26 protein-coding genes are annotated in these 22883 nt (G+C 49.9%); all 26 read left to right on the top strand.

Annotation, left to right across the window (positions count from 1 at the left end; all coding sequences use genetic code 11):
• Window positions 1-15: 15 nt before the first annotated feature.
• The gene (gene flgC / locus OIN60_RS12260) at window positions 16-465 is read left to right on the top strand and encodes a flagellar basal body rod protein FlgC (protein WP_305755143.1); all 450 of its coding nucleotides are present in this window, start codon (window positions 16-18) and stop codon (window positions 463-465) included.
• Between the two features lie 38 nt (window positions 466-503).
• Window positions 504-818 (top strand): flagellar hook-basal body complex protein FliE, encoded by a 315-nt coding sequence (fliE, locus tag OIN60_RS12255; protein WP_305755142.1) that lies wholly within the window; start codon window positions 504-506, stop codon window positions 816-818.
• A gap of 34 nt (window positions 819-852) precedes the next feature.
• Window positions 853-2439: a flagellar basal-body MS-ring/collar protein FliF gene (fliF, locus tag OIN60_RS12250; protein WP_305755141.1), complete on the top strand. Its 1587-nt coding sequence runs from the start codon at window positions 853-855 to the stop codon at window positions 2437-2439.
• Between the two features lie 2 nt (window positions 2440-2441).
• On the top strand, window positions 2442-3467 hold the full coding sequence (gene fliG / locus OIN60_RS12245) for a flagellar motor switch protein FliG (RefSeq protein WP_370872473.1): 1026 nt from the start codon (window positions 2442-2444) through the stop codon (window positions 3465-3467).
• Complete coding sequence (locus tag OIN60_RS12240) at window positions 3460-4299, top strand: FliH/SctL family protein (RefSeq protein WP_305755139.1); 840 nt, start codon at window positions 3460-3462, stop codon at window positions 4297-4299. The genes fliG and OIN60_RS12240 overlap by 8 nt, the downstream gene beginning before the upstream one ends.
• Window positions 4286-5605 carry a flagellar protein export ATPase FliI gene (gene fliI, locus OIN60_RS12235; RefSeq protein ID WP_305755138.1) on the top strand — a complete coding sequence of 440 codons (1320 nt, stop codon included), beginning with the start codon at window positions 4286-4288 and terminating at the stop codon, window positions 5603-5605. Before OIN60_RS12240 ends, fliI begins: the two co-directional genes overlap by 14 nt.
• A 10-nt stretch (window positions 5606-5615) precedes the next feature.
• Window positions 5616-6059 carry a flagellar export protein FliJ gene (fliJ, locus tag OIN60_RS12230; RefSeq protein ID WP_305755137.1) on the top strand — a complete coding sequence of 148 codons (444 nt, stop codon included), beginning with the start codon at window positions 5616-5618 and terminating at the stop codon, window positions 6057-6059.
• 39 nt (window positions 6060-6098) lie between these two features.
• The gene (locus tag OIN60_RS12225) at window positions 6099-7028 is read left to right on the top strand and encodes a MotE family protein (RefSeq protein WP_305755136.1); all 930 of its coding nucleotides are present in this window, start codon (window positions 6099-6101) and stop codon (window positions 7026-7028) included.
• A gap of 45 nt (window positions 7029-7073) precedes the next feature.
• On the top strand, window positions 7074-8354 hold the full coding sequence (locus OIN60_RS12220) for a flagellar hook-length control protein FliK (RefSeq protein ID WP_305755135.1): 1281 nt from the start codon (window positions 7074-7076) through the stop codon (window positions 8352-8354).
• Between the two features lie 18 nt (window positions 8355-8372).
• A complete protein-coding gene (locus OIN60_RS12215) occupies window positions 8373-8924 on the top strand; it encodes a flagellar hook capping FlgD N-terminal domain-containing protein (protein WP_305755134.1) in 552 nt (183 codons plus the stop codon).
• Window positions 8921-9304, top strand: a complete 384-nt coding sequence (locus tag OIN60_RS12210; protein ID WP_305755133.1) for a TIGR02530 family flagellar biosynthesis protein — start codon at window positions 8921-8923, stop codon at window positions 9302-9304. Before OIN60_RS12215 ends, OIN60_RS12210 begins: the two co-directional genes overlap by 4 nt.
• Window positions 9305-9396: 92 nt before the next feature.
• Complete coding sequence (gene flgG / locus OIN60_RS12205; RefSeq protein WP_305755132.1) at window positions 9397-10215, top strand: flagellar basal body rod protein FlgG; 819 nt, start codon at window positions 9397-9399, stop codon at window positions 10213-10215.
• A gap of 55 nt (window positions 10216-10270) precedes the next feature.
• Window positions 10271-10495, top strand: coding sequence for a flagellar FlbD family protein (locus tag OIN60_RS12200; protein WP_305755131.1), 225 nt, complete (start codon window positions 10271-10273; stop codon window positions 10493-10495).
• Entirely contained in the window at window positions 10492-10953 is a 462-nt protein-coding gene (locus tag OIN60_RS12195; RefSeq protein WP_305755130.1) for a flagellar basal body-associated FliL family protein, read from the top strand. Before OIN60_RS12200 ends, OIN60_RS12195 begins: the two co-directional genes overlap by 4 nt.
• A gap of 37 nt (window positions 10954-10990) precedes the next feature.
• Window positions 10991-11989 (top strand): flagellar motor switch protein FliM, encoded by a 999-nt coding sequence (gene fliM / locus OIN60_RS12190; protein ID WP_305755129.1) that lies wholly within the window; start codon window positions 10991-10993, stop codon window positions 11987-11989.
• A complete protein-coding gene (gene fliY / locus OIN60_RS12185) occupies window positions 11979-13220 on the top strand; it encodes a flagellar motor switch phosphatase FliY (RefSeq protein ID WP_305755128.1) in 1242 nt (413 codons plus the stop codon). Before fliM ends, fliY begins: the two co-directional genes overlap by 11 nt.
• 27 nt (window positions 13221-13247) lie before the next feature.
• Window positions 13248-13613 (top strand): response regulator, encoded by a 366-nt coding sequence (locus tag OIN60_RS12180; protein ID WP_305755127.1) that lies wholly within the window; start codon window positions 13248-13250, stop codon window positions 13611-13613.
• A gap of 92 nt (window positions 13614-13705) precedes the next feature.
• Window positions 13706-14170 (top strand): flagellar biosynthetic protein FliO, encoded by a 465-nt coding sequence (locus OIN60_RS12175; RefSeq protein WP_305755540.1) that lies wholly within the window; start codon window positions 13706-13708, stop codon window positions 14168-14170.
• Window positions 14167-14925 carry a flagellar type III secretion system pore protein FliP gene (gene fliP / locus OIN60_RS12170; RefSeq protein WP_305755126.1) on the top strand — a complete coding sequence of 253 codons (759 nt, stop codon included), beginning with the start codon at window positions 14167-14169 and terminating at the stop codon, window positions 14923-14925. Before OIN60_RS12175 ends, fliP begins: the two co-directional genes overlap by 4 nt.
• 38 nt (window positions 14926-14963) lie before the next feature.
• On the top strand, window positions 14964-15233 hold the full coding sequence (fliQ, locus tag OIN60_RS12165; RefSeq protein ID WP_305755125.1) for a flagellar biosynthesis protein FliQ: 270 nt from the start codon (window positions 14964-14966) through the stop codon (window positions 15231-15233).
• Window positions 15234-15242: 9 nt separating this feature from the next.
• The gene (fliR, locus tag OIN60_RS12160) at window positions 15243-16034 is read left to right on the top strand and encodes a flagellar biosynthetic protein FliR (protein WP_305755124.1); all 792 of its coding nucleotides are present in this window, start codon (window positions 15243-15245) and stop codon (window positions 16032-16034) included.
• 22 nt (window positions 16035-16056) lie between these two features.
• Entirely contained in the window at window positions 16057-17139 is a 1083-nt protein-coding gene (flhB, locus tag OIN60_RS12155) for a flagellar biosynthesis protein FlhB (protein WP_305755539.1), read from the top strand.
• A 23-nt stretch (window positions 17140-17162) separates the two neighbouring features.
• Window positions 17163-19196 (top strand): flagellar biosynthesis protein FlhA, encoded by a 2034-nt coding sequence (flhA, locus tag OIN60_RS12150; RefSeq protein WP_305755123.1) that lies wholly within the window; start codon window positions 17163-17165, stop codon window positions 19194-19196.
• On the top strand, window positions 19193-20566 hold the full coding sequence (gene flhF, locus OIN60_RS12145; RefSeq protein ID WP_305755122.1) for a flagellar biosynthesis GTPase FlhF: 1374 nt from the start codon (window positions 19193-19195) through the stop codon (window positions 20564-20566). The genes flhA and flhF overlap by 4 nt, the downstream gene beginning before the upstream one ends.
• On the top strand, window positions 20563-21450 hold the full coding sequence (locus tag OIN60_RS12140) for a MinD/ParA family protein (protein ID WP_305755121.1): 888 nt from the start codon (window positions 20563-20565) through the stop codon (window positions 21448-21450). Before flhF ends, OIN60_RS12140 begins: the two co-directional genes overlap by 4 nt.
• Window positions 21451-21480: 30 nt before the next feature.
• The gene (locus tag OIN60_RS12135; protein WP_305755538.1) at window positions 21481-22869 is read left to right on the top strand and encodes a protein-glutamate methylesterase/protein-glutamine glutaminase; all 1389 of its coding nucleotides are present in this window, start codon (window positions 21481-21483) and stop codon (window positions 22867-22869) included.
• Window positions 22870-22883: the final 14 nt, after the last annotated feature.

Here is a 22883-nt window from a genome sequence, read left to right as displayed (position 1 = left end):
GGGGGAGAGGACAAATTGAATATCAGCAATAGTTTTAGTATTAGTTCTTCAGCCCTAACTGCACAACGTTTGCGGATGGATGTCATTTCAAGCAATATTGCTAACGCAGAAACCACCCGGGCGCAGGTAATCAATGGGCAGGCGGTTCCTTATCGCAGAAAAATGGTAGTTCTGGAGCCTAATCAATCCAGCTTTGCCGATATGCTGAACGCACGGATGAACGGCAGTACGACGGCTTCAGGGGTAAAGATTGCAGAGATTCGGGAAGATAGCTCACCGGTTAAGCCGGTCTATAACCCTGAACATCCGGATGCGGATGCGGACGGTTATGTGTATATGCCGAATGTGGATATCGCGAAGGAAATGGTAGATATGATCTCCGCTTCAAGATCTTACGAGGCGAACGTCACAGCGCTGAATGCTTCAAAGGCTATGGTCAGCAAAGCGTTGGAGATCGGTAAATGATCGTTAAGATCGCTTTATCAATGGAGGGAGAGAAATAGATGATTCAAAATACAATGTTCAATATCCAGTCCCCATCGGTGCAGCAGGCAGCTTCATTGAACAATTCGAAGACGCAGGAGACTCCTGCGGAATCTTTGCGTCAATTTGGGGCCTATTTGGAGGATGCGCTGAATCAGGTGAACCAGCAGGAAATCAATTCGCAGGAAATGTCGAACAAATTCCTGATAGGTCAGGTGGATGTTGACCAAGTAATGATTGCTTCTCAAGAGGCTTTGCTGTCTTTGCAGTTCACTACCCAAATACGGAACAAAGCGATAGAAGCCTACCAAGAGATTATGCGTACGCAGCTTTAATGAGAATTAGCAAAGTTTCGGATGGGGTGACACAGTGAACGAAAGAATAGCCCAGTATCGTGACAGGCTTGTCGGATATTGGACCAATTTCAGCAAAAAACAAAAAATACTGCTCATAGCGACATTCGCGTTTGTCGTGCTTGCTGCCGCGGTGCTGACTATGCAGTTCACAAAAACGGAGTACGAAGTTGCCTTCCGGGACTTGAATGCTAATGATGCTGCTGGGGTAATTGAGTATCTGAACTCAGCGGGCATCCCTTATAAGTTAAGTGCCAGCGGGACGGATATCTCGATTCCCAGCGCATCTGCAGCAGAAGCCAAAGTCGCTGTCGGATCACAGGGGCTCATCCAGAATGGGTCGATTGGCCTGGGTGCGTTTGACAAATCCTCAAATGCCATCGGCATGACCGAGAACGAGTTTAATGTGAAATATAACAATGCTTTGAACGGTGAGGTTCAGCAGCTTCTAGGACAGATGGACGGTGTCAAAAGCGCCAAAGCGATTATCAACCTTCCACAGGAAAATATCTTCGCAGGACTTGAAGAGGAAGACAAGGCTTCGGCCTCCATCGTCATGCAGTTTGAGCCGGGGTTCCGACCGTCCCAAGAGGCAATTGACGGTTACTTTAACTTGGTGAAAACCGCCGTTCCCAATCTGCCGGTTGAAAATATCACCATTACCAATAACGAGTATGAGCTAATACCGACCGTGAAGGGCGGTCAGGGCGGTCTATCTAACGGCGTTCAAGAAAATATGGCATTGCAGAAAAAGTTTGAGAGTGATGTCAGAGCCAAGGTAGAACAATTTTTATCCCAATATGTAGGTGCGGACCGGATTCATGTGCTGGTAGCTTCCCAGCTTAATTTCGACAAGGTGACTTCCAAAGAGCAATTGGTTACGCCTGTTGATCAGGAACGAATGAAAGGCATCGAAATCAGTACGCAGGAAACCTCTGAAACCTCATCAGGTACAAGCGGGCAAACCGGAGGGATTGCCGGTACAGGTGAACAGGATGTTCCCGGCTATCCCGGTGGAGATGCAGCGGCGGGTACAAGCGAATCCGAAAAAACATCCAGCACGATTAATTATGAAGTTAACAGAATCGCAAGAGACGTCGTCTCAAGCCCTTATACTGTTAAAGATTTAACCATTAATGTGGCGGTTGAAACAGGTTCGGAACAAACGGCTTTAACTCCAGCACAAATTGCTGATATGGAAACGGTGCTTACGAATATCGTTGGCGCGTCATTGACGGATTCCGGAACTCCATTCACTCAACAGCAGCTTGCGGCTAAAGTTAAGGTGATTACGCAGGAGGCAGCGCCTGAACAGGGGCCGACAACATGGCTTTCACTCTCTAACCCTTGGGTATGGGGAATTGGAGCTGCGATACTCGCTCTAGTGGCCATAGCCATTATCCTGATTATGCGGAACCGCCGCAGACAGGCAGAAGAAGAGTATGAAGATGATCTGATCCTGCCTCCACCGACAGAATTTCCTTCCATTAGTTTGGAAAGTGTGACAAGTGAAGATCAAGTACGCAAACAGCTTGAAAGTCTGGCCAAGAAGAAGCCTGACGAGTTCGTCAACCTGCTGCGTACATGGTTGGCTGACGAATAGAGGTGAATGCATTGGCGAAGGCAAGTGGACTTGGATTATCCGGAAGACAGAAAGCGGCGATCCTGCTGATCACGCTTGGACCGGAAGTATCCGCACAAATTTTCAAACACTTGAGAGATGATGAAATAGAGCAGTTGACCTTGGAAATTGCCAATGTAAGATCAGTTGGGGCTCCCGAAAAGGATGCCATTTTGGCGGAGTTTCACCAGATTTGCTTGGCTCAGGAGTATATTTCGCAAGGCGGCATCAACTATGCCCGCGACATTCTGGAAAAAGCGCTCGGCTCGCAAAAAGCGGTTGAAGTGATCAACAGACTGACGGCGACGCTGCATGTCAGACCGTTTGACTTTGCCAGAAAGGCCGATCCAAATCAGATTTTGAACTTTATCCAGAATGAAAGTCCGCAAACTATTGCTTTGGTGCTCTCTTATCTGAAATTTGAGCAGGCTGCCGCCATCCTATCCTCTCTCCCTCAGGAGAAGCAGGCGGATGTGGCAAGAAGAGTGGCGGTAATGGACAGCACTTCGCCGGAGGTTATTGCCCAGGTTGAACGAGTGCTGGAACAGAAGCTTTCTTCCACTGTAACTCAGGATTACACGAACGCTGGTGGCATCGAATCCATCGTGCAAATCCTGAACGGTGTAGACCGCGGTACGGAGAGAACCATTTTGGACTCTTTGGAGATACAGGATCCTGAGCTTGCTGAGGAAATCAAGAAACGGATGTTTGTATTCGAGGATATCGTCAATGTGGACAACCGCTCGATTCAGCGTATTGTGCGTGATGTGGAGAATGTTGATCTGCAGCTTGCGCTCAAAGTATCAAGCGAAGAAGTACGTGATGCCATTTTCCGCAATATGTCTAAACGAATGGCGGAAACCTTCAAGGAAGAGATGGAATTTATGGGCCCTGTCCGGCTGCGTGACGTGGAAGAAGCACAGACGCGTATCGTTTCCATAATCCGGAGACTGGAAGAAGCCGGAGAGATCATAATTGCCCGCGGCGGAGGAGATGACATCATTGTCTAATGTGATCAAGTCATTCCAATATATTCCCGTAGAAACACTGAAGAAGCTTGAGCTTGCGCAGGTCTACCAGACAACGGAGACGCACGAGGAAGAAGAGGCAGTACAGGAGCAGCACTTGGAGCCGCAAATCGACCGGGAAGCTGAAAAGCTGCGAGACGAAATTCTTTCCGATGCCAAGGAATTTGCTGAAAAGCAGGTCAGAGGTGCAGCAGAGGAAGCAGAACGGTTGCTTCAGGAGGCACAGGAACAAATTGCTGTCTGGTGGCAGGAGAAACGCGAGCAGGATGAACAACTGATCGAATCGATTAAGGCCGAAGGCTTTCAGCAGGGATATGAGGAAGGACAGCGGCTTGCCGCAGCGGAATGGCAGGCTAGATCAGATAAGATGATGGGAGAAGCGCAGGAAGTGCTTCTTCATGCCTATGAAGTCAAAGAACAGCTTATCTTGGAAGCAGAACCGTTTCTGGTAGATCTCAGTTGCGGGATCGCGGAGAAGGTCATTGATAAACAGCTCAGCATCGAGCCCGAATATATGATTGAGCTTATCCGCAAAAATCTGGCCCGTAAACGGGAGCAGGGGACAATTACACTTTGTGTGGCACCCGCTCACTTCGCTTTTGTAAACGCCGCGCGCGAGGAGCTCGCCCTGACGGTTGATTCCCAGGCGGAATTGCAAATTATTCCTGACGGTTCTGTAAAAGACAGGGGTGTCGTCATTCGTTCCGCATTCGGGAGCGTAGACGCCCGGATCGATACACAGTTGGCAGAAATCAAGAAAGAGCTGCTGCGAGTGGCATTAGATAGCGAGGAGCAAAGGCATGAAGGAGTTTAATTCCGGCCGGTATCTGGAGCATCTCAGAAATCTGGACCCTGTCAGGGTGAACGGCAAGGTCACACAGGTCATAGGCCTCATGGTGGAATCAGAAGGCCCTGACGCCAGTATCGGTGATGTCTGCTATATTTACCCCGGTAAAAATGCCCAGCCACTGCAGGCCGAGGTTGTTGGCTTCAGAGACAATAAAGTGCTGCTGATGCCGCTTGGCGAACTGCAGTCCATTGGTCCCGGCTGTGATGTGGTAGGGACAGGGAAGCCTTTGAACATTCAGGTAGGCTCTGAGCTGCTGGGCAAGGTTTTGGACGGGCTGGGACAGCCGCTGGACGGCTCGCTGATTCCTTCGCGGATGGCGCGATATTCGACATTCAACACACCTCCGAACCCGTTGAGCAGACCGAGAGTTCAGGAGCCGATTAGTATCGGTGTAAGAGCTATCGACGGTTTGCTGACGGTGGGAAAGGGGCAGCGTGTAGGTATATTCGCAGGCTCCGGGGTCGGGAAGAGTACGCTGATGGGCATGATTGCCCGCAATACGGCTGCTGATGTTAACGTCATTGCGCTCGTTGGCGAACGGGGACGTGAAGTTCTTGACTTCATTGAACGGGACCTTGGTCCTGAAGGATTGGAAAGGTCGGTCGTTATTGTGGCCACTTCCGACCAACCGGCATTAATTCGCATCAAGGCGGCGTTGATCGCCACTACGGTTGCTGAATACTTCAGGGACCGGGGACTGAATGTGATGCTCATGATGGATTCGGTGACCCGATATGCCATGGCCCAGCGCGAAGTGGGGCTGGCTGTCGGCGAACCGCCTGCGATGAGGGGATACACTCCGTCGGTGTTCGCCAGTCTGCCGAAGCTCCTGGAAAGGGCGGGCACCGGTCCGGCTGGCTCCATTACCGCCTTTTACACCGTGCTGGTGGACGGGGACGACATGAATGAACCGATCGCGGACGCGGTACGCGGTATATTGGACGGTCATATCGTTCTGAACCGTGCGATTGCTAATAAGGGACATTTTCCCGCTATCGATGTGCTGGCCAGCATTAGCCGGGTCATGAAAGATATTGCGCCACGGGACCAAATTGAAGCGGCCGAAAATGTAAAAAGGCTGATGGCTGTATATAAAGACTCGGAGGATTTGATCAACATCGGTGCCTATCAGCGTGGTACGAATGCCGAAATTGATGAATCTATTGAGCGGATTAAGGATGTATGGGATTTCACCCGGCAGCGGACAGACGAAAAGGTGGAGCTGCAGGAAGTGCGGGAGCGATTGATTTCTGAGTTTATGAGGAGTTGACTACTGAAAAATGAAATTCCAATATTCGTTTCAGAAAGTCGTTGATCTAAAGTCAAATGAAAAATCACAAGCCGAATGGATGCTGTCAAGCGCAGTAGGCAAGCTTCAATCCGAGGAACAAACGCTGCAGCAGATCACCGCCGAGAAGGAGCGGGTATCACTCGCCATCCAAAGCGCAGCGGAGGCTTGTGTTCCGCTTTCCTCTATCCAGGAATTACAGGCATACGTCAGACACCTGGAACAATGTATCTTACGCAAAAACAAAGATGTTCAACATGCGCAGATGAATGTGCAAAGTAAACAAAATCTTTTGACGGATAAAATGTTGGACGAGCAGGTTTGGCTTAAGGCAAGAGAGAAGGCCAAGGCAAAATTTCAACAGGAACTGCTCCTCCACGAACAGAATGAACTGGATGAGATGGCTTCCGTTCGTTATGCAATGAGAGCACGTTAGGCTGCTCTGGGATGAAGGTCCTGCCAGAGGGGGAGAAAAATGCCACAAAATGAAATGGAACTTGAAAAGGAATCTGCCGGTGGTATTGAGCGAGTGTTATTCTTTCTCATTCCGATCGTTTTCACCATCGTGCTTGTTGGTGTTCTGCTTACATTGTTTAACATGGATTTTCGCAGCAGTCTGCTGCAGACGGCCAACAAAATTCCGTTAGTCAAGAATTGGGTACCCGATCCGAAGCCAGCGTCTGAAGAGCAAAAGGCTGCGGATAAGAAAGCCCAGGCCGATAGCTCCGAGGCCACAATTAAAAAGTTGAAAAGCGAACTGTCTCAGCAGGAGACGGAACTGAAGCAAACCGCCGCCGCCAAGGCCGAGCGGGACCAGAAGGTTCAGGAGCTGGAAAAGCAGCTCCAGAATGCGAAAGCCGAGCAGGAAGCAGCAGCTGCCGCGACTTCTGAGGCGGATGAAGATCCGTATTTGAAACAGATCAAAAACCTGTCCTCCATGTACGAGGAAATGAGTCCAAGCAAGGCTGCTCCCATTTTGTCGAATCTGACCAATCTGGAAACTGTACAGATGCTTATGTACATGGCACCAGAGAACCAGTCGAAAATCCTCGCTAAAATGGACCCGCAAAAGGCTGCTGAAATCACGATGGATTTGAAAAATGCGACAGATTCAAGCGATTTGAAGGTTGCTGCCCTTCAAGCCCGTTTGCAGCAAGAGGAGAAAACCACCCCGGCGTCTACAGGGCAAATGGACGACCAAGCTGTGGGCAGTACATTTGCTTCGATGGATCCCGGAGAGGGTGCCGAGTTGATTTTGCAGACTTATAAGATCAGCCCGGAAAAAGCGTTAAACATTTTGCGTACGGTGGATAGTGCCACCCGTTCTGGCCTGCTGGAAGAGATGTCGAGGAGTGATTCAGCACAGGCGGCCAAAATTTTGAACAAGCTGCTGGCCAGCAACTGATGTGAGGACACGTTGTGTCATGTCTGGAAAGGAGGTGAAAAATAGATGTCAACGATACCGAATAATCTGGGCGCTCCTACAGCTCGGATTGTAGCAAAAGCAGGTTCATCATCAACTTCCAGCCCAGCCCAGGGAAGCTCAGGATTTAACGAGACGCTTGTTCAGGTCATAGGAGCAGGGCAAAATGCGGGAGCGGCGCCTGGCCTCATGGCTTCTTCTGTTCAACTGCTGGCCGGGATTGGCGGAGCGCTTGAAGAGGAGGGCACCGGGACAGAGTTGCTTGAAATGCTGCCTGATCTGATGAATGATCTTGATCAATTGGATGATCTGCTGCAAAGCAACCCGGAACTGTTCTCTGCCCTTCAGGCATGGGTGGCAGGAGTGCAGCAGTATCTGAACAGAGATGCGGGAAGTGCAGATGCTGAGATGGGCGCTACGCTCAACCTGGCGGAGCATCCGGCAACCATCCGTTTTGCTCTCCAGGACAGCCTGGCACAGCTGCTGAATGCTGCGACAGATGAGGAAAAATCACAAGCTATGAAGCTTTTGCAGTCTTTGCAAACGATTGTTGAGCCAGCTCAATCCTTCGAGACTGAAATGATGCAGTCACAGGCTGCAGATTCGTCCGATTCCAATGCTTTGTTCCAGCTGAAGGTTCAGCAAGGCGGACCGCAATCTGGACAAAACGGTGACGGATTCAACCGTAATACTCAAGCCGGACAGGAGATCGACGCAGCATCTTCGGAGCAGGCTGATGAAATGCCGTTGAATAATGTGACTACTGCAGGACAATTGGCCATTCAAAATAACGGCACAGCACCAGCCCTGGCTGAGAAACCAGTGGTACATGTCAGACAGTTTGCGAAGGAAATGACGGAGTTTGTCGTGCAAAAGCTCGATATCGTCAAGCAAAGCGGGTTGTCCGAAGCGACAATTATGCTGCGTCCGGACCATTTAGGCCAGCTCGAGGTAAAGCTTAGCATGTCGAACGGCCAGCTTGTGGCCCAGTTTATGACTGAGCATATCGGGGCAAAAGACCTGCTTGAACAACAGATGTCCCACCTTCGCGCCAGCTTGCACAACCAGGGCATTCAGGTGAGTAAGGTTGAAGTCACTCACAATGAGTCCTTGTCCTCTCATTTATACCAGCAGGATCAGGGATCCGGCGCTAACCAGCAGCAGCAGGAACGACGTTCCAGGAGCCGTGGCAAAGAAGAAAATGAGGATGCTTTGAAAGCTGCGGAAATGGCAGAAGAGCTTCGTAGTTGGACGAAGGAACAACGTCTGAATGGTACAGGACAAAGCTCGTTTACCGCGCAGGCTTAAAATGGGGGTGAACAACAAATGGCTTCAGAGAGTATTGCATCCACACCAAATATGTGGCCGAATTACGCCGAACCCAATGTGAACAGGGCTGCAAGCAGTACAAAAAGCGACAGCAGCGGCACAAGCTCACTTGGCAAAGACGAATTTTTGAAGCTGCTGATCACACAGCTGCAAAACCAGGACCCGATGCAGCCGATGGAGGATAAAGAGTTTATCGCGCAGATGGCCCAATTCACCTCGGTAGAACAGCTGATGAACATTTCCTCACAGCTAACGGCCATGAGTGAATCGCTTGGTGTATCTTCTGCGATGATCGGTAAGGAAGTCAGCTGGATCAGTGAAGGCAAGACGGATCCCATCACTGGTGAAAAATCAGAGGGCACTGTACAGAGCGGCATTGTAGATTCAATTGTGATACGAGACGGAGTACAGTATGCCACTGTTGGGAAAGAGGAGATTGCTCTGACGGACATTACGTCCATTAAAAACCCTGCGGGAGAAGATTCGAAAGAATCAATACCGGAGGAGCCAGCAGGTGAGACGGAAGCAGGAAGCAGTGTAACACCATGAACGAATCCATGATCGTTGGGCGTTTATTTCCCGCCAAAGTGCCGCCAGGGGCCGTCCCCAAACATAGCGGTACTCCGGTTAACCATGAGAACAAATCCTTTAAACAGGTGCTGCAGGAGCAGGCCCAGACTCTTACGTTAAGTAATCATGCTGTTAAGCGCCTGGAACAGCGTGGCATTGAGTTGGGCTCCGAGCAAATGGCGAAGATTACATCGGCGGTGGATAAAGCGGCGGCCAAAGGGGCAAAGGAGTCGTTGATCCTGATGCAGGATATGGCTTTGATCGTCAACGTCCAAAACCGTACAGTAGTCACTGCTATGGATAAGCAATCCATGAAGGATAATGTGTTTACCCAGATCGACAGCGCTGTAATCATTTAACCGGCTGGCCCGACAGGAAGCCGGAACTGCAACCGCTGATCGACAGAAGCGGTTGTCCGTTTTACACCACCCACTTAGGAGGAATTTGATTCATGTTAAGGTCCTTATACTCTGGCGTCTCCGGCATGAAAGGCTTTCAGACAAAGTTGGATGTCATCGGCAACAATATTGCCAACGTGAATACGACAGGTTTTAAATCGAGCCGGGTTATGTTTAAGGATATGTTAAGCCAGACCACTTCAGGTGCAAGTGCTCCTAGCGATGCTGGCGGCGGTGTCAACCCTAAGCAAATTGGTCTCGGGGTAACGGTAAGCTCCATTGATACGCTGCATTTGCCCGGCAGTGCGCAGACAACCAATAATCCGACTGACCTGCGTGTGAACGGTGATGGATTTTTCCTCATCAAAATGACAGAAGATCAGGAGGTGCCGTACCTGACGCGTGCCGGTGATTTCCATGTTGACGCCAACCGCAACCTGGTGACTTCGGATGGCATGTATGTATGTGATACCGGTGGAGTACCTATCCAAATTGGGGATGATACCACATCTTTCACCATTCAGCAGGATGGATTCATTGCAGAAACAATGGAAGACGGAACGATTGAGTTAAACACGCAAATAGGCTTGGCGACAGTTCCCAACACAGAAGGTCTTGAGAAAATTGGTGGAAGCTTATACCGGCTTACCAACAATGCGATTGAAGGCGGAACGATTGAAGAGTTCTTTGGCGGCAACGATGCTGCAGCAGGAACCGGTGCCATTATCTCTGGCCAGATTGAAATGTCGAACGTTGATCTTACGAACGAATTCACCGAGATGATCGTTTCCCAGCGCGGCTTCCAGGCGAACTCCCGTATCATTACAACCGGTGACAGCATCCTTGAAGAAGTAGTTAACCTGAAACGTTAATTTATGAACAGCGGGGGAGCCTAGCTCCCCCGTCAATCAGGAGGTAGAAGCAGCGATGATTCCTGTAACGCGGTTGAACGGTTCACCGATGTGGCTGAATGCATTATTGATTGAAACCGTGGAAGAAACGCCTGATACGTATGTCACCCTGGTGACGGGAAAAAGGCTGATTGTGCTGGAGAAAGCGGCTGACATTGTAGCTCTGATCAAGGATTACAATCGTGAAATCGGCATGCATGCCGCCACGATAAAAGTGCAACAAACGGAGGAAGAAAAATGAAGAAAATGCTGCCTTGGCTGCTTACGACGCTGCTCGGGATTACACTAATCGTATTGGCCGCTTTTTTACTCTTGCCACAGCTAACAGGCGGGGAATCATCAAAAGCTGCTGCCAAAGAGCATTCTGCTCCGAAGCTCTCTGCAGATGAAATTGTTGAAGTGACTTCTGAAATGAAAGAGATTCGCACCAATCTGGCGGATTCGGATTATGTCGTTGCCGTCAATATTGCTTTCCAATTGAACAACGGCAAGGCCAAGGAATCATTCGAAAAAATTAAGGACATCAGCATTAAACCAATTGTCATCCAAACATTTGCGGACACCAAGCCGGAGCAGCTTAAAACGGCCAAAGGGCGTGAGGAATTTGCGGACAGGCTGACGGCTCTGATCAATAAGACCCTGCCTGAAGGCAAGCTGGTCAGTACCAAATTTACTGAATTTATGCTGGCTACACTTTAATTTTGCGGCTGGTTAAACATGCAAGGGGGTGAAAACATTGGTGGATGTACTTTCACAAGGTGAAATTGATGCCTTATTAGCTGCTCTCTCCTCAGGTGAGATGGACGCGGAGGAATTGAAAAAAGAAGAAACGGAGAAAAGAATCCGTTCCTATGATTTCAAACGGGCCGTCCGGTTTTCCAAGGATCATATCCGCAGCTTAACACGAATTCATGAAAATTTTGCACGTTTTCTAACAACATACTTTTCTGCACAGCTTAGAACATTCGTTCAAATTAGCGTCGTTCAGGTTGAACAGCTTCCGTATGACGAGTTTATACGTTCTATACCTAAAATGACGATATTGAACATCTTTGAAGCCGAGCCTCTTGAAGGCCGTATGGTTCTGGAGGTGCACCCAAATGTCGCATTTGCGATGCTGGATCGTCTCCTAGGAGGTATCGGGTCCGCTCCTTCCAAGGTCAGCACATTGACAGAGATTGAGACAACGATTATGGAGCGGATTTTCAGCAGAGCATTTCAAAGTTTGCAGGAAGCTTGGAAAACGGTGCTTGATATAACGCCAAGGCTTGAAGCCATGGAGACTAACCCGCAGTTCATGCAGATTGTGTCACCTAACGAGACGATCGCCCTTATTTCACTCAGCACCAAGATCGGGGATACGAGCGGCATGATCAATCTGTGTATTCCTCATGTTGTTGTAGAGCCCATCATGTCAAGGCTGTCTACACATCAGTGGTTTACCTCAGAGAAGAAGTCCAGAGCGCCAGAGGAAGTGGTTGCACTCAAGCAACGGGTGAGCAAGGCAAAGCTGCCGATTGTAGCCGAATTGGGCGAGTCAAGCATATCCGTCTCCGAATTTTTGGGTCTTTCTGTCGGCGATGTTATTTCCCTTAATACATCTGTGAAGGATGGTCTGTCCATCAAAGTGGGGGATAAATTGAAATTTATAGGAAGTCCCGGTGTGCTCAAGGAACGGGTTGCCGTCCAGATTGACGAAATCGTCAGCGAAGGAGTTGAAGAATTTGACGAGTAAGGATTATTTATCACAGGAGGAAATAGACGCTCTCCTGAAGCAGACCGAGATGGGTGAAGGGGCCTCCCCCGCTTCACATGAAACGGTTGACGATCTTCTCACTCCTCTGGAGCAGGACGCTCTTGGGGAAATCGGCAACATTACGTTCGGCAGTGCCGCGACGGCGCTTTCCACATTGCTCGGTGTTAAAGTGGACATCACCACACCGAAAGTATCCATTATTACACGCTCTGAATTCGAATCTACATTCCCCAAACCGCATGTGGCTGTTCATGTGAATTATGTCGATGGCTTCGAAGGCATTAACTCACTTGTCATCAGAAAGCGGGATGCACAGGTGATTGCCGACCTGATGCTTGGCGGGGAAGGTAATCCGACGGATGAAGAGCTGAATGAAATTCATATCAGCGCCGTTCAGGAAGCCATGAATCAGATGATGGGCTCCTCGGCTACCTCCATGTCCACCATATTTAACCGGTTTGTTAACATTTCGCCACCGGGCATCGATATTCTCGATCCTACCCGGGGGAATGGGGTATCCGGTCTTCCGGCAGATGAAGTTCTTGTGACCGTATCCTTCCGGCTTCTGATTGGTGATCTGATCGATTCGACCATCATGCAGTTGCTTCCCGTATCGTTTGCCAAGGAGATGGTTCGCATTCTGATCGGTGGCACGGACGAGCCTGCCCCTGCGCAGACGGTGGCTCCGGTACCGCAGCCGCCCACGCAGGCAGTGTCTCCGCAGCCGCCTATTCCACCGCAGCCGCCTGCACAAACGGCTCCGCAGTATGCACAGCAGCCGATGACTCCTCAGGATGGAGGATATATGCAGCCTCCACTGCAAGGAGCAATGCCGCAGCAAATGCCGTATGGGGCACCCCAGCATTACGGCGCTGCTCCCGGGCGCAATGTGAATGTGCAGCCGATTCAATTCGCGAATTTGCAATCCGGCGGATACGCTCAGGTAGATGAAAACAATCTGAATTTGCTGATGGACATCCCGCTGAAAGTGACCGTAGAATTGGGAAGGACTCAGAAGCAGATTCGGGATATTCTGGAGCTTTCGCAGGGCTCGATTATCGAATTGGATAAGCTGGCGGGCGAGCCCGTAGATATACTGGTGAACAATAAATTGATCGCAAAGGGCGAGGTTGTCGTTATCGATGAAAACTTCGGTGTGCGCGTAACGGATATTGTGAGCCAATGGGACCGGATTCAAAAATTACAATAAACATAATTTAGGGAGGATTTATTTTACATGGCTAACCGAATTTTGATCGTTGACGACGCAGCATTTATGAGAATGATGATCCGTGATATTTTGACAAAGAATGGTTATGAGGTTGTAGGAGAAGCTCAGGACGGTGCTCAGGCTATTGAGAAGTTCAAGGAGTTCCGTCCAGATCTAATCACGATGGACATCACTATGCCGGAAATGGATGGCATTGCCGCTTTGAAGGAAATTAAGAAAATTGATGCCAACGCCAAGGTCATTATGTGCTCTGCAATGGGCCAGCAGGCCATGGTTATCGATGCAATTCAAGCGGGCGCGAAGGACTTCATCGTGAAGCCATTCCAGTCGGACCGTGTTATTGAAGCGATTAGCAAAACCCTAGGCGCGTAATATTCGGCAATGGATACAGGACAGGAGGTACGGTAGTGGAAGGCAGCGGAGGGGTTGAAGGCTTCAGTGCTTGGAATGCGGTAACAGTTTTTATTGCGCTTGCCTTCATTATTGTATTGATTCTCTACCTGATTCGCTTTCTGAGCAAAAAGAATCAGAGCTGGTTCGGCAGCAGGTCCATCCGGGTGATAGGGGGCGTGGGACTTGCTCCGAACAAATCTCTGCAGATGATTGAGATCGGCAGCAGTATTTATCTGGTTGGTGTAGGGGAAGAGATTCGTCTGATCGATAAGGTATCCGATCCTGAGGAAGTGGAGCGGATTATGGCCGCTCTTGAGCAGGAAGCGACCCTGCAGCGCACTCCGCTTGCCCCGCTTCTTGCCAAGCTGGGGGACAAGCTGCGCAGGAAGAGTCATGACCAGCCGGAAGAAGCGGATGACGACATCTCATTTCATGAATTGTTCGAGTCCAAGCTTCGGCAGATGCCAAGTCGTAAAGACAAGCTGGACAAACTGCGCAATGAGGACAATACTACAGATCGGTCGGGAGATGCATGAGAAAAAAGATTATACTAGCCAGTTTGCTGCTTGTCTTGTTCAGCTTCCTGTCCGTGACAGCGGCGTCCGCCGCTGAACCGATTCCGGACATCAACATTGACATCGGCGGCCAAGATAGCGGACAGCCCGGTACAACGTCGCTGTCCATTATTTTACTTATTACCGTGATCAGCGTTGCGCCTGCTCTGCTCATGCTGATGACGAGCTTTACCCGGATTGTTATTGTACTTGGGTTTGTTAGAACCTCACTGGGCACGCAGCAGATGCCACCCAATCAGGTTCTGGTAGGGCTTGCGCTGTTCCTGACCTTGTTTATAATGGCTCCTACATTCGCGACCATGAACGAGACAGCACTCCAGCCTTACCTGAAAGGAGATCTCTCGCAGTCGGAAGCGCTGCAAAAAGCGCAGGAACCGATTAAAACCTTTATGTTCAGCCACACACGCGAAAAAGATCTGCTTTTATTCATGAAGTACACGAAAATGGAAAAGCCCAGCAATTATCAGGAAATTCCTCTGACTGTCATGGTTCCGGCATTCGCAATTAGTGAGTTGAAGACCGCTTTTCAGATGGGCTTTATGTTATTTATCCCCTTTCTCATTATAGATATTGTCGTATCAAGTACCTTGATGGCTATGGGGATGATGATGCTGCCTCCGGTCATGATTTCGCTCCCGTTCAAAATACTGCTGTTTGTCCTTGTGGACGGCTGGTATCTGGTCGTGAAATCATTGCTGCTCAGCTTCAATACATGAGGGTTTATGGATTGTGATTTACTTCAAGGAGGACGGCCATGACATCAGAATTTATTATCTCTCTGGCAGGTCAAGCCGTGTATACGGTGCTTGTCGTGAGTGCGCCCATGCTTATACTGGGGCTGGTTGTGGGGTTGATCATCAGTATTTTTCAGGCAACAACCCAAATACAGGAACAGACGCTGGCCTTCGTACCTAAAATCGTGGCGGTTCTGCTTGCTCTTCTGCTGTTTGGTCCTTGGATCCTGCAGACCATGGTCGATTTCACCTTCAATATCCTCGACAATTTGTATCGATATATAGGATAGGCGGACGGAATGGAGATTATACTGCAGAGTTTTCCTGTTTTTTTGCTGATATTTTGTCGAATTACATCGTTTTTTGTGGTTACCCCCTTGTTTGCCACCCGTGGGGTTCCTATTCAGTTTAGGATCGGTATAGCGGGCATCCTGTCCATCCTGGTGTATTTGACATTCGGCATTAACCAGCAGGTGCCTACTGATTTAAGCTATGCGCTTCTTGTTATACGCGAGGTCATGATTGGCCTGCTGCTTGGGTTTGTTGCCTATTTGATGTTTATGGCGATCCAGACGGCGGGTTCATTGATCGACATACAGATTGGACTGGGTATAGCCAGTGTATTTGATCCGATGACAGGCGCTTCCGTGCCGATTACGGGCAATTTCAAGTATACGATCGCGCTGCTGTTTTTTCTCAGCATGAACGGCCATCATTACTTGCTGGACGCTATAATGTACAGCTACAACTGGGTCCCGCTGGACAATGATTTTTTTGTCAAATTGTATGGTGGAAGCATCACCGAGTTTTTGCTCAGAACCTTCAGCGAATCGTTTTTGCTGGCGTTTCAAATGGCTGCTCCGATTGTAGTTGCCACTTTTCTGACAGACGTTGGATTGGGTTTTCTGGCCAAAACAGCGCCACAGTTTAACATTTTTGTGATCGGGGTCCCGGTCAAGCTGATTGTAGGTCTGGTCATGCTGTTTCTGCTGATGCCGGCTCTCGCTGTTTCTTTTGAGCGTTTGTTTGATGTGATGTTTGAAGCGATGCGAAGTCTGCTGGACATTGTGGGCAGCGGCCCGAAAGCCTGATTTGGAGGTGCCTGTTGAAGTGCTGAAATATTCCCTTGATCTGCAACTGTTTGCCGGGGAAAAGACAGAAAAAGCTACACCCAAGAAGCAGCAGGAAGCCCGCAAAAAGGGTCAGGTTGCCAAGAGTCAGGAAATATCGACCTCTGCAGTGCTGCTGATCTCCGTGCTGAGCTTGATGATGTTTGGCACCTATTTCAAAGATAGTACGGTCCGTTTGTTTACAGATATTTTTACGAACAGGCTTACGATGGATGTCAACACGGAAAATGTGATTACGATGTTCGGTCAATACGGTGTTCAGATTTTGTTGATATTGTCTCCTATTTTTGTGTCCGCTTTTTTGATTGCTATTCTTGCAAACTATGTGCAGGTCGGCTTTCTGCTGACAGGCGAAGGCCTGACTCCTAAATTCAGCAAGCTGAATCCGATCAAAGGTTTTAAAAACATATTTTCAATGCGTTCAGCAGTAGAGTTTCTGAAATCCATTCTGAAAATGACCATTATCGGTTTTCTTGTGTACAGTGTCATTTGGGATACAAGAGGCGATATGTCCAAAATGTCCGAGTTGACAGGTGATCAGATCCTGTCCTATGCCGCCGGTTTAACGATGGAGCTGGGCATTAAAATCGGTGTCTGTCTGTTTGTGCTTGCTGTTATGGATTATCTCTACCAGAGATATGAGCATGAAAAAAGCCTGCGGATGTCCAAACAGGATATCAAGGATGAGTACAAAAAAATGGAGGGTGATCCGCTGATCAAAGGGAAGATTCGTGAACGCCAGCGACGCATGGCGATGCAGCGCATGATGCAGGAGATTCCCAAAGCGGACGTGATCATCACCAACCCTACGCATTTTGCGGTAGCTCTTAAGTATGACGGCTCGGAAATGGAGGCCCCGCAGATTGTTGCGAAAGGTCAGGATTACATGGCGCTGCGCATCAAGGAGATCGCCAAAGAGCATGGCGTAATTACGATGGAAAATAAGCCGCTGGCACGGGCGCTCTATGCAAGGGCGGAAATCGGGGACACGATTCCTGGGGACTTGTTTCAAGCGGTCGCTGAAGTGCTGGCGTATGTATATAAATTAAAAGGTAAGACGAAATAGCGGGATCGGAGGGCAAGAGACCATTGAAAACCAAAGATATAGCTGTCCTTGGAGGCGTTATCGGCATAGTGCTGATGATGATACTTCCGATTCCTGCATGGCTGCTCGATATCCTGCTTGTCATTAATATTGCGCTCGCGCTTATGATTTTGCTGCTGGCGATGAATACCAAGGAGGCGCTGGAATTCTCCATTTTCCCGGCGCTGCTGCTGATTACGACACTTTTCCGCCTTGCTTTGAACATATCCACGACGAAGCTTATTTTAGGAACCGGGCATGCAGGGGAAGTGGTGGCCACCTTCGGGAGCTGGATCGCGGGCGGTCAAATTGCCATCGGGTTTATCGTGTTCCTGATTTTGGTTATTGTGCAATTTATTGTAATTACCAAAGGCTCGGAACGGGTTGCCGAGGTAGGCGCTCGCTTTACACTCGATGCCATGCCGGGGAAGCAAATGAGCATTGATGCGGATTTAAACGCAGGACTTATCAATGAGCAGCAGGCGCGTGAGCGTCGCAGCAAGATCGAGCGGGAAGCCGATTTCTACGGTGCGATGGACGGTGCCAGTAAGTTCGTCAAAGGTGATGCCATTGCGAGCATCATTATTCTGATCATCAACCTGGTCGGCGGTTTTATTATCGGCATGGCGGTCATGGGACTGGGTTTTCAGGAAGCCTTGTCTACCTTCTCGGTGCTTACGATCGGTGACGGGCTGGTGAGCCAGATCCCGGCGCTGCTGATCTCGACGGCTTCCGGTCTGATCGTCACCCGCGCTTCGTCTGAGGGCAATCTGGCCCAGGACTTGTCCGGACAGCTGTTTTTATTCCCGAAGCTGATCTATATTGTGTCAGTAACTGTTGCGCTGCTCGGTTTTTTTACCCCGATTCATGTCCTTACGACGCTGCCGCTTGCGCTGCTGTTATTTTATGTTGCGCGTAGAATGCAGCAGAACATTGAGCGTAAATCGATCGAGGATGAGCAGATGGAAGAAGAACAGCAGATTGAAGAGGTCCGCAGTCCGGAGAGTGTCATCAGCCTCCTGCAGGTAGACCCGATCGAATTCGAATTCGGATATGGACTTATTCCGCTGGCGGATACCCAGCAGGGAGGAGACCTTCTGGATAGAATCATCATGATCCGCCGTCAATGCGCGCTGGAGCTGGGTTTGGTGGTCCCTGTCATCCGGATTCGGGATAACATTCAACTCAAGCCTAATGAGTATGTGATCAAAATTAAAGGCAATAACGTAGGCGGCGGTGAGTTACTGCTGAACCATTACCTGGCGATGAGCCCTGGCTATGATGACGATTCCGTATCGGGAATCGAAACGACAGAACCGGCCTTCGGTTTGCCTGCCTTATGGATCGATGAGTCCACGAAGGATATTGCGGAGCTGTCGGGTTATACGGTGGTGGATCCCCCATCTGTTGTGGCCACTCATTTAACGGAAACCATCAAAAGGCATGCTCACGAGCTCCTTGGCAGACAGGAGACGAGAGCGCTTATCGATAATCTGAAAGAGCATTACCCGGCATTGGTGGACGAGCTGATCCCTTCTGTGCTTAGCGTCGGGGACGTGCAGAAGGTGCTTGCCAAGCTGCTTCGTGAAAAAATATCGATCCGGGATATGGTTACCATTTTTGAAACACTGGCTGATTACGGCACCTATACGAAAGATCCGGATGTGCTTACTGAATATGTAAGACAGGCGCTTTCACGTCAGATTACACAGCAATACTCGCAAAAGGGAGATACGTTGAAGGTGATCACGGTCGGTCCGTCCCTTGAGAAAAAAATTGCGGAAAGCGTGCAGCAGACCGAACAGGGAAGCTACCTGGCTCTCGATCCTGTCTCAACTCAGACCGTATATCAAAAGCTTACCGAGCAGATTAACCGACTGGTGCAATCCGGCCAGCAGCCGATTGTCCTGACCTCGCCGACCATCCGTATGTACCTGCGTCAGGTTATCGAACGGACCATGCAGGATATTCCGGTGTTATCTTACAGCGAGCTTGAACCGAACGTTGAAATTCAAAGTGTCGGGGTGGTGAACTTATGAGAGTGAAACGATACGTTGTTGACACGATGCCTGAGGCGATGCAGCAAATCAGAGGGGAACTAGGGACAGATGCTGTAATTCTTAGCACGAAAGAGATGAAGGTCGGCGGATTTTTGGGTTTGTTTTCGAAAAAGAAGATCGAGGTCATTGCCGCAGTGGAGAAGGAGACTGATGCATCAGCGCGAACTACTTCCGGCTCACCGGTTAACTCTTCCCAAAAGCAGCCCCATGTCCCGCAAGCAGTCGCTGCCCGTGTGACAGCTCCCGGTGCCTATAAGCGAACAGCAGCAATGCTGAGCAAAGACAGTGAGGGAGACGGCAAGCGAAGGCAAACAGCAGCAGAGCCGCCGCGTCAACAGGCTGAATCACAAGGGAGTAGCGGGCCTCAGAGCTTTCCGCATGAAGCGGTTCTGCCGGTGTCTGATTTAACGGCTGCTGCGTTGGCGGACGAGCGCTTTGCTGTGAAGGATGGCGATGCTTCCGATTCTGTGTCCCAGGATGCGCTCCTTGAAGAAATCCGTGAAATGAAAGCGATGATGAACCGGATTTCACGTTATACACAGGTCTCACCGGCTCTGCCTGAGCAAGCGCAGACACTGCGTGAACGTCTTCTGGAACAGGATGTGGAACAAGCGCTGGCGAACGAATGGCTGGAACGGGTGCTCCAGCGCCAGCAGGACAGCGGTGTTTCAATTGAGGAATTTTCTTTTAAGAAGGCCCTAAGTGAAGAAATACAGCAGTTTCTGAGTCACCGTTTTGGCGGAGGAATTTCCTCGGGAACCAAAATCGTGTACATAGCAGGCCCCACCGGGGTGGGCAAAACAACGACGATTGCCAAGCTGGCTGCAGAGCAGCTTTTCAAATATCAGCGTAAGGTTGGCTTTATTACATCTGATACGTATCGTATTTCAGCAGTGGAGCAGCTGCGGACCTACGCCACGATTCTGAATGTCCCACTGGAAGTTGTGCAATCTCCTGGGGATCTGCAGCGGGCGCTGCAGAAGCTTGAGCATTGCGATTTGATCCTGATGGATACAGCCGGGCGCAATTACAGAAACGAGTTGCTCGTATCCGAGCTCCAGAGTCTGCTGACACCCATGGAAGAAAGCGAAACCTACCTGGTTTTGAGTCTGACCTCGAAATCCAAGGATATGCTTGAGATTACCGAACACTTCAATAAATATGGATTGGACAAGGTGATATTCACCAAAATGGATGAAACAGGAAGCCTGGGAGCCATATTTAATGTCCTTCGGCATTATCCGTTGTCATTGTCCTATATGACCAACGGCCAGAACGTTCCCGACGATCTGCTGATGCCCGATGACGTCATGATTCAGACACTTCTGCTGGGAGAAGACCGGGTATGAGCGACCAGGCCCAGTCTCTGAGACAAATGGCTTCGCAGCATGAGCAAAGCCGTCCCCCCAGGCGCAACGGACAGGCCAAGATCGTTACGGTATCCAGCGGCAAAGGCGGTGTGGGCAAGTCCAATTTTACGCTGAATTTTGCGCTGGCGCTCCAAAGCCTGGGCAAACGAGTACTCGTTTTTGACGCGGATATCGGAATGGCAAATATTGATATTCTTATGGGCACCTCCTCCAGATACAATCTCGCTCATGTGCTGAGGAGAGAAAAGACGATTGCCGAGATCGTACAGAATGGAGCCGGTTCACTTCCTTATATTCCAGGCGGATCAGGGGTAAGCGAGCTGTTTTCCCTGTCGGAGCAGGACCTGGAATGTTTTGCGGAGCAGGTGGAGGAGCTGGCCGCTGAGATGGATTATGTGTTTTTTGATACAGGGGCCGGCTTGTCCAAGGAAAATCTGAAGTTCATCACCTCGGCAGACGAATGTCTGGTCATCACTACACCGGAGCCCACCTCCATTACAGATGCGTATGCACTGATCAAAGTAGTAAACGGGGTGCAACAAGACACGGTATTTAAGATTATCGTCAACCGTGCCGATAACGATAATGAGGCCCTGCAGGTTGCTAATAAAATTTCGCTGGTCGCGCATCGCTTTCTGGGATTGAATATCCCGCTTCTGGGACATATCCGCGATGATCAGCATGTCATGCAAGCTGTTAAAAAACAGGTTCCTTTTTCACTCGCTTATCCGGGCTGCCCGGCTTCCAAAGACATATTACGTTTGGCACACCGCTTTGCCTTAATGCCCGTTGCGGCGGAAACTGGAACCTTAGCAGGAATCAAAGGATTTATGCAAAAATGGCTTCGACGCTCAACAAAATGATTCTGAGATAAGGGAACAGAGGTGTTGAAATTGGCAGTTTTTCGGGTACTGATCGTAGATGATTCTGCCTTTATGCGGAAAATCATTTCCGATTTGATTGTACAGGATACTTCTTTTGAAATTGCCGGTACCGCAGTAAATGGCAGGGAAGCCTTGGACAAGATCCGTGGGCTCAAGCCCGATCTGGTGACGATGGATGTGGAAATGCCGGAAATGAACGGTCTCGAGGCATTGAAGCTCATCATGAAGGAACATCCGCTGCCGGTGATCATGCTATCAGGGATCAACGAGGAAGGAATGAAGGAAACGATCATGGCACTGGAGGCGGGAGCCTTCGATTTTATCCGCAAGCCATCCGTCTCCCATTCCCAGGATATTCAGCAGGTCGGCGCGTCATTGCGTGAGCAAATGAGAACCGCCATGCAGGCGGTAAAGCAGAGAGCTGACCGGGAGGAAGCGCTGAAAAGGGTTGTCGAGGAAAGAGCGATCAAGGAGCGGACTGTTGAATTGAAGCCGCTTGTACGTCCACTTATTCCGCCGGCCGCATCGCCGCCGCGTGAGACAGCCGCTCCACAGCAGAACAGGCAGACGGAGCGGCCTGGAACGGCACCTTTCTCTTCAAGCAAAGTTAACCGGAACACTTCCATTCCCGATGTGCTTGCCCGGCAAGCAGCCAAAACGACGGATAACAAGAAGCCTAAGCCAGAGCTCCAGAAGCGGGCAGCACAGAAAATGCCGGAGCATCCAAAGAAGCCAGACGCTCCGTTGGCAGAAATACGTCCAGTCGTTCCGTCTCTGGCATCAACACCGTCTCCGCTTCAAAGCTCCGGAGGCTCCAACGATCTGCGTAAGCTGGTAGCGGTCGGATGCTCGACCGGTGGTCCAAGAGCACTCAAGACACTGCTGGAAAGCCTTCCGGGCAATTTTCCGGCACCGATCGTGATTGTGCAGCATATGCCGCCGAACTTCACCCGCTCACTCGCCCAGCGACTTAACTCGCTCAGTAGGCTTAAGGTCGTGGAGGCGGAGCAGGGAATGATGCTGGAGAATGGAACAGCCTACGTTGCCCCGGGAGGATATCAAATGAAAATAACCGGCGGACATGGTAGCAGGTATACGATTTCTCTTACATCGGAAGAGCCGCGTAACGGTCATAGACCTTCGGTAGACACCATGTTTGAGTCCCTTGTGCCTTTTACTTCTCTGGAACGGCATCTTGTTCTGCTGACAGGAATGGGCAGCGATGGAGCCAAAATGATGAAACTGCTGTACGACAAAGGCGTTCAATCCACATTCGCGGAAAATGAAGAAACCTGCGTCGTATACGGCATGCCCCGCTCTGCCGTGGAGTTAAACTGTGTAAGGCATCTCCTGCCTCTGCAGGAAATCGGCCCCAAGTTAATACAAGTTGTGAAATAATCGGAGTGTAACTC

The sequence above is a fragment of the Paenibacillus zeirhizosphaerae genome (assembly GCF_030705605.1).
In the GTDB taxonomy this organism is placed as follows: domain Bacteria; phylum Bacillota; class Bacilli; order Paenibacillales; family Paenibacillaceae; genus Paenibacillus; species Paenibacillus zeirhizosphaerae.
The sequence above is the reverse complement of the archived record's forward strand: the minus strand, read 5'-3'. Positions and strand labels throughout refer to the sequence as shown.

Bases quoted from the DNA above. Each gene is read 5' to 3' on its own strand.
- fliQ (WP_305755125.1), top strand. From the start codon at position 14,964: ATGACATCAGAATTTATTATCTCTCTGGCAGGTCAAGCCGTGTATACG.
- fliP (WP_305755126.1), top strand. From the start codon at position 14,167: ATGAGAAAAAAGATTATACTAGCCAGTTTGCTGCTTGTCTTGTTCAGC.
- fliR (WP_305755124.1), top strand. From the start codon at position 15,243: ATGGAGATTATACTGCAGAGTTTTCCTGTTTTTTTGCTGATATTTTGT.
- OIN60_RS12180 (WP_305755127.1), top strand. From the start codon at position 13,248: ATGGCTAACCGAATTTTGATCGTTGACGACGCAGCATTTATGAGAATG.
- fliE (WP_305755142.1), top strand. From the start codon at position 504: ATGATTCAAAATACAATGTTCAATATCCAGTCCCCATCGGTGCAGCAG.
- OIN60_RS12200 (WP_305755131.1), top strand. From the start codon at position 10,271: ATGATTCCTGTAACGCGGTTGAACGGTTCACCGATGTGGCTGAATGCA.
- OIN60_RS12210 (WP_305755133.1), top strand. From the start codon at position 8,921: ATGAACGAATCCATGATCGTTGGGCGTTTATTTCCCGCCAAAGTGCCG.
- OIN60_RS12140 (WP_305755121.1), top strand. From the start codon at position 20,563: ATGAGCGACCAGGCCCAGTCTCTGAGACAAATGGCTTCGCAGCATGAG.
- OIN60_RS12225 (WP_305755136.1), top strand. From the start codon at position 6,099: ATGCCACAAAATGAAATGGAACTTGAAAAGGAATCTGCCGGTGGTATT.
- OIN60_RS12195 (WP_305755130.1), top strand. From the start codon at position 10,492: ATGAAGAAAATGCTGCCTTGGCTGCTTACGACGCTGCTCGGGATTACA.
- fliI (WP_305755138.1), top strand. From the start codon at position 4,286: ATGAAGGAGTTTAATTCCGGCCGGTATCTGGAGCATCTCAGAAATCTG.
- flgG (WP_305755132.1), top strand. From the start codon at position 9,397: ATGTTAAGGTCCTTATACTCTGGCGTCTCCGGCATGAAAGGCTTTCAG.
- flhF (WP_305755122.1), top strand. From the start codon at position 19,193: ATGAGAGTGAAACGATACGTTGTTGACACGATGCCTGAGGCGATGCAG.
- OIN60_RS12215 (WP_305755134.1), top strand. From the start codon at position 8,373: ATGGCTTCAGAGAGTATTGCATCCACACCAAATATGTGGCCGAATTAC.
- fliJ (WP_305755137.1), top strand. From the start codon at position 5,616: ATGAAATTCCAATATTCGTTTCAGAAAGTCGTTGATCTAAAGTCAAAT.
- OIN60_RS12220 (WP_305755135.1), top strand. From the start codon at position 7,074: ATGTCAACGATACCGAATAATCTGGGCGCTCCTACAGCTCGGATTGTA.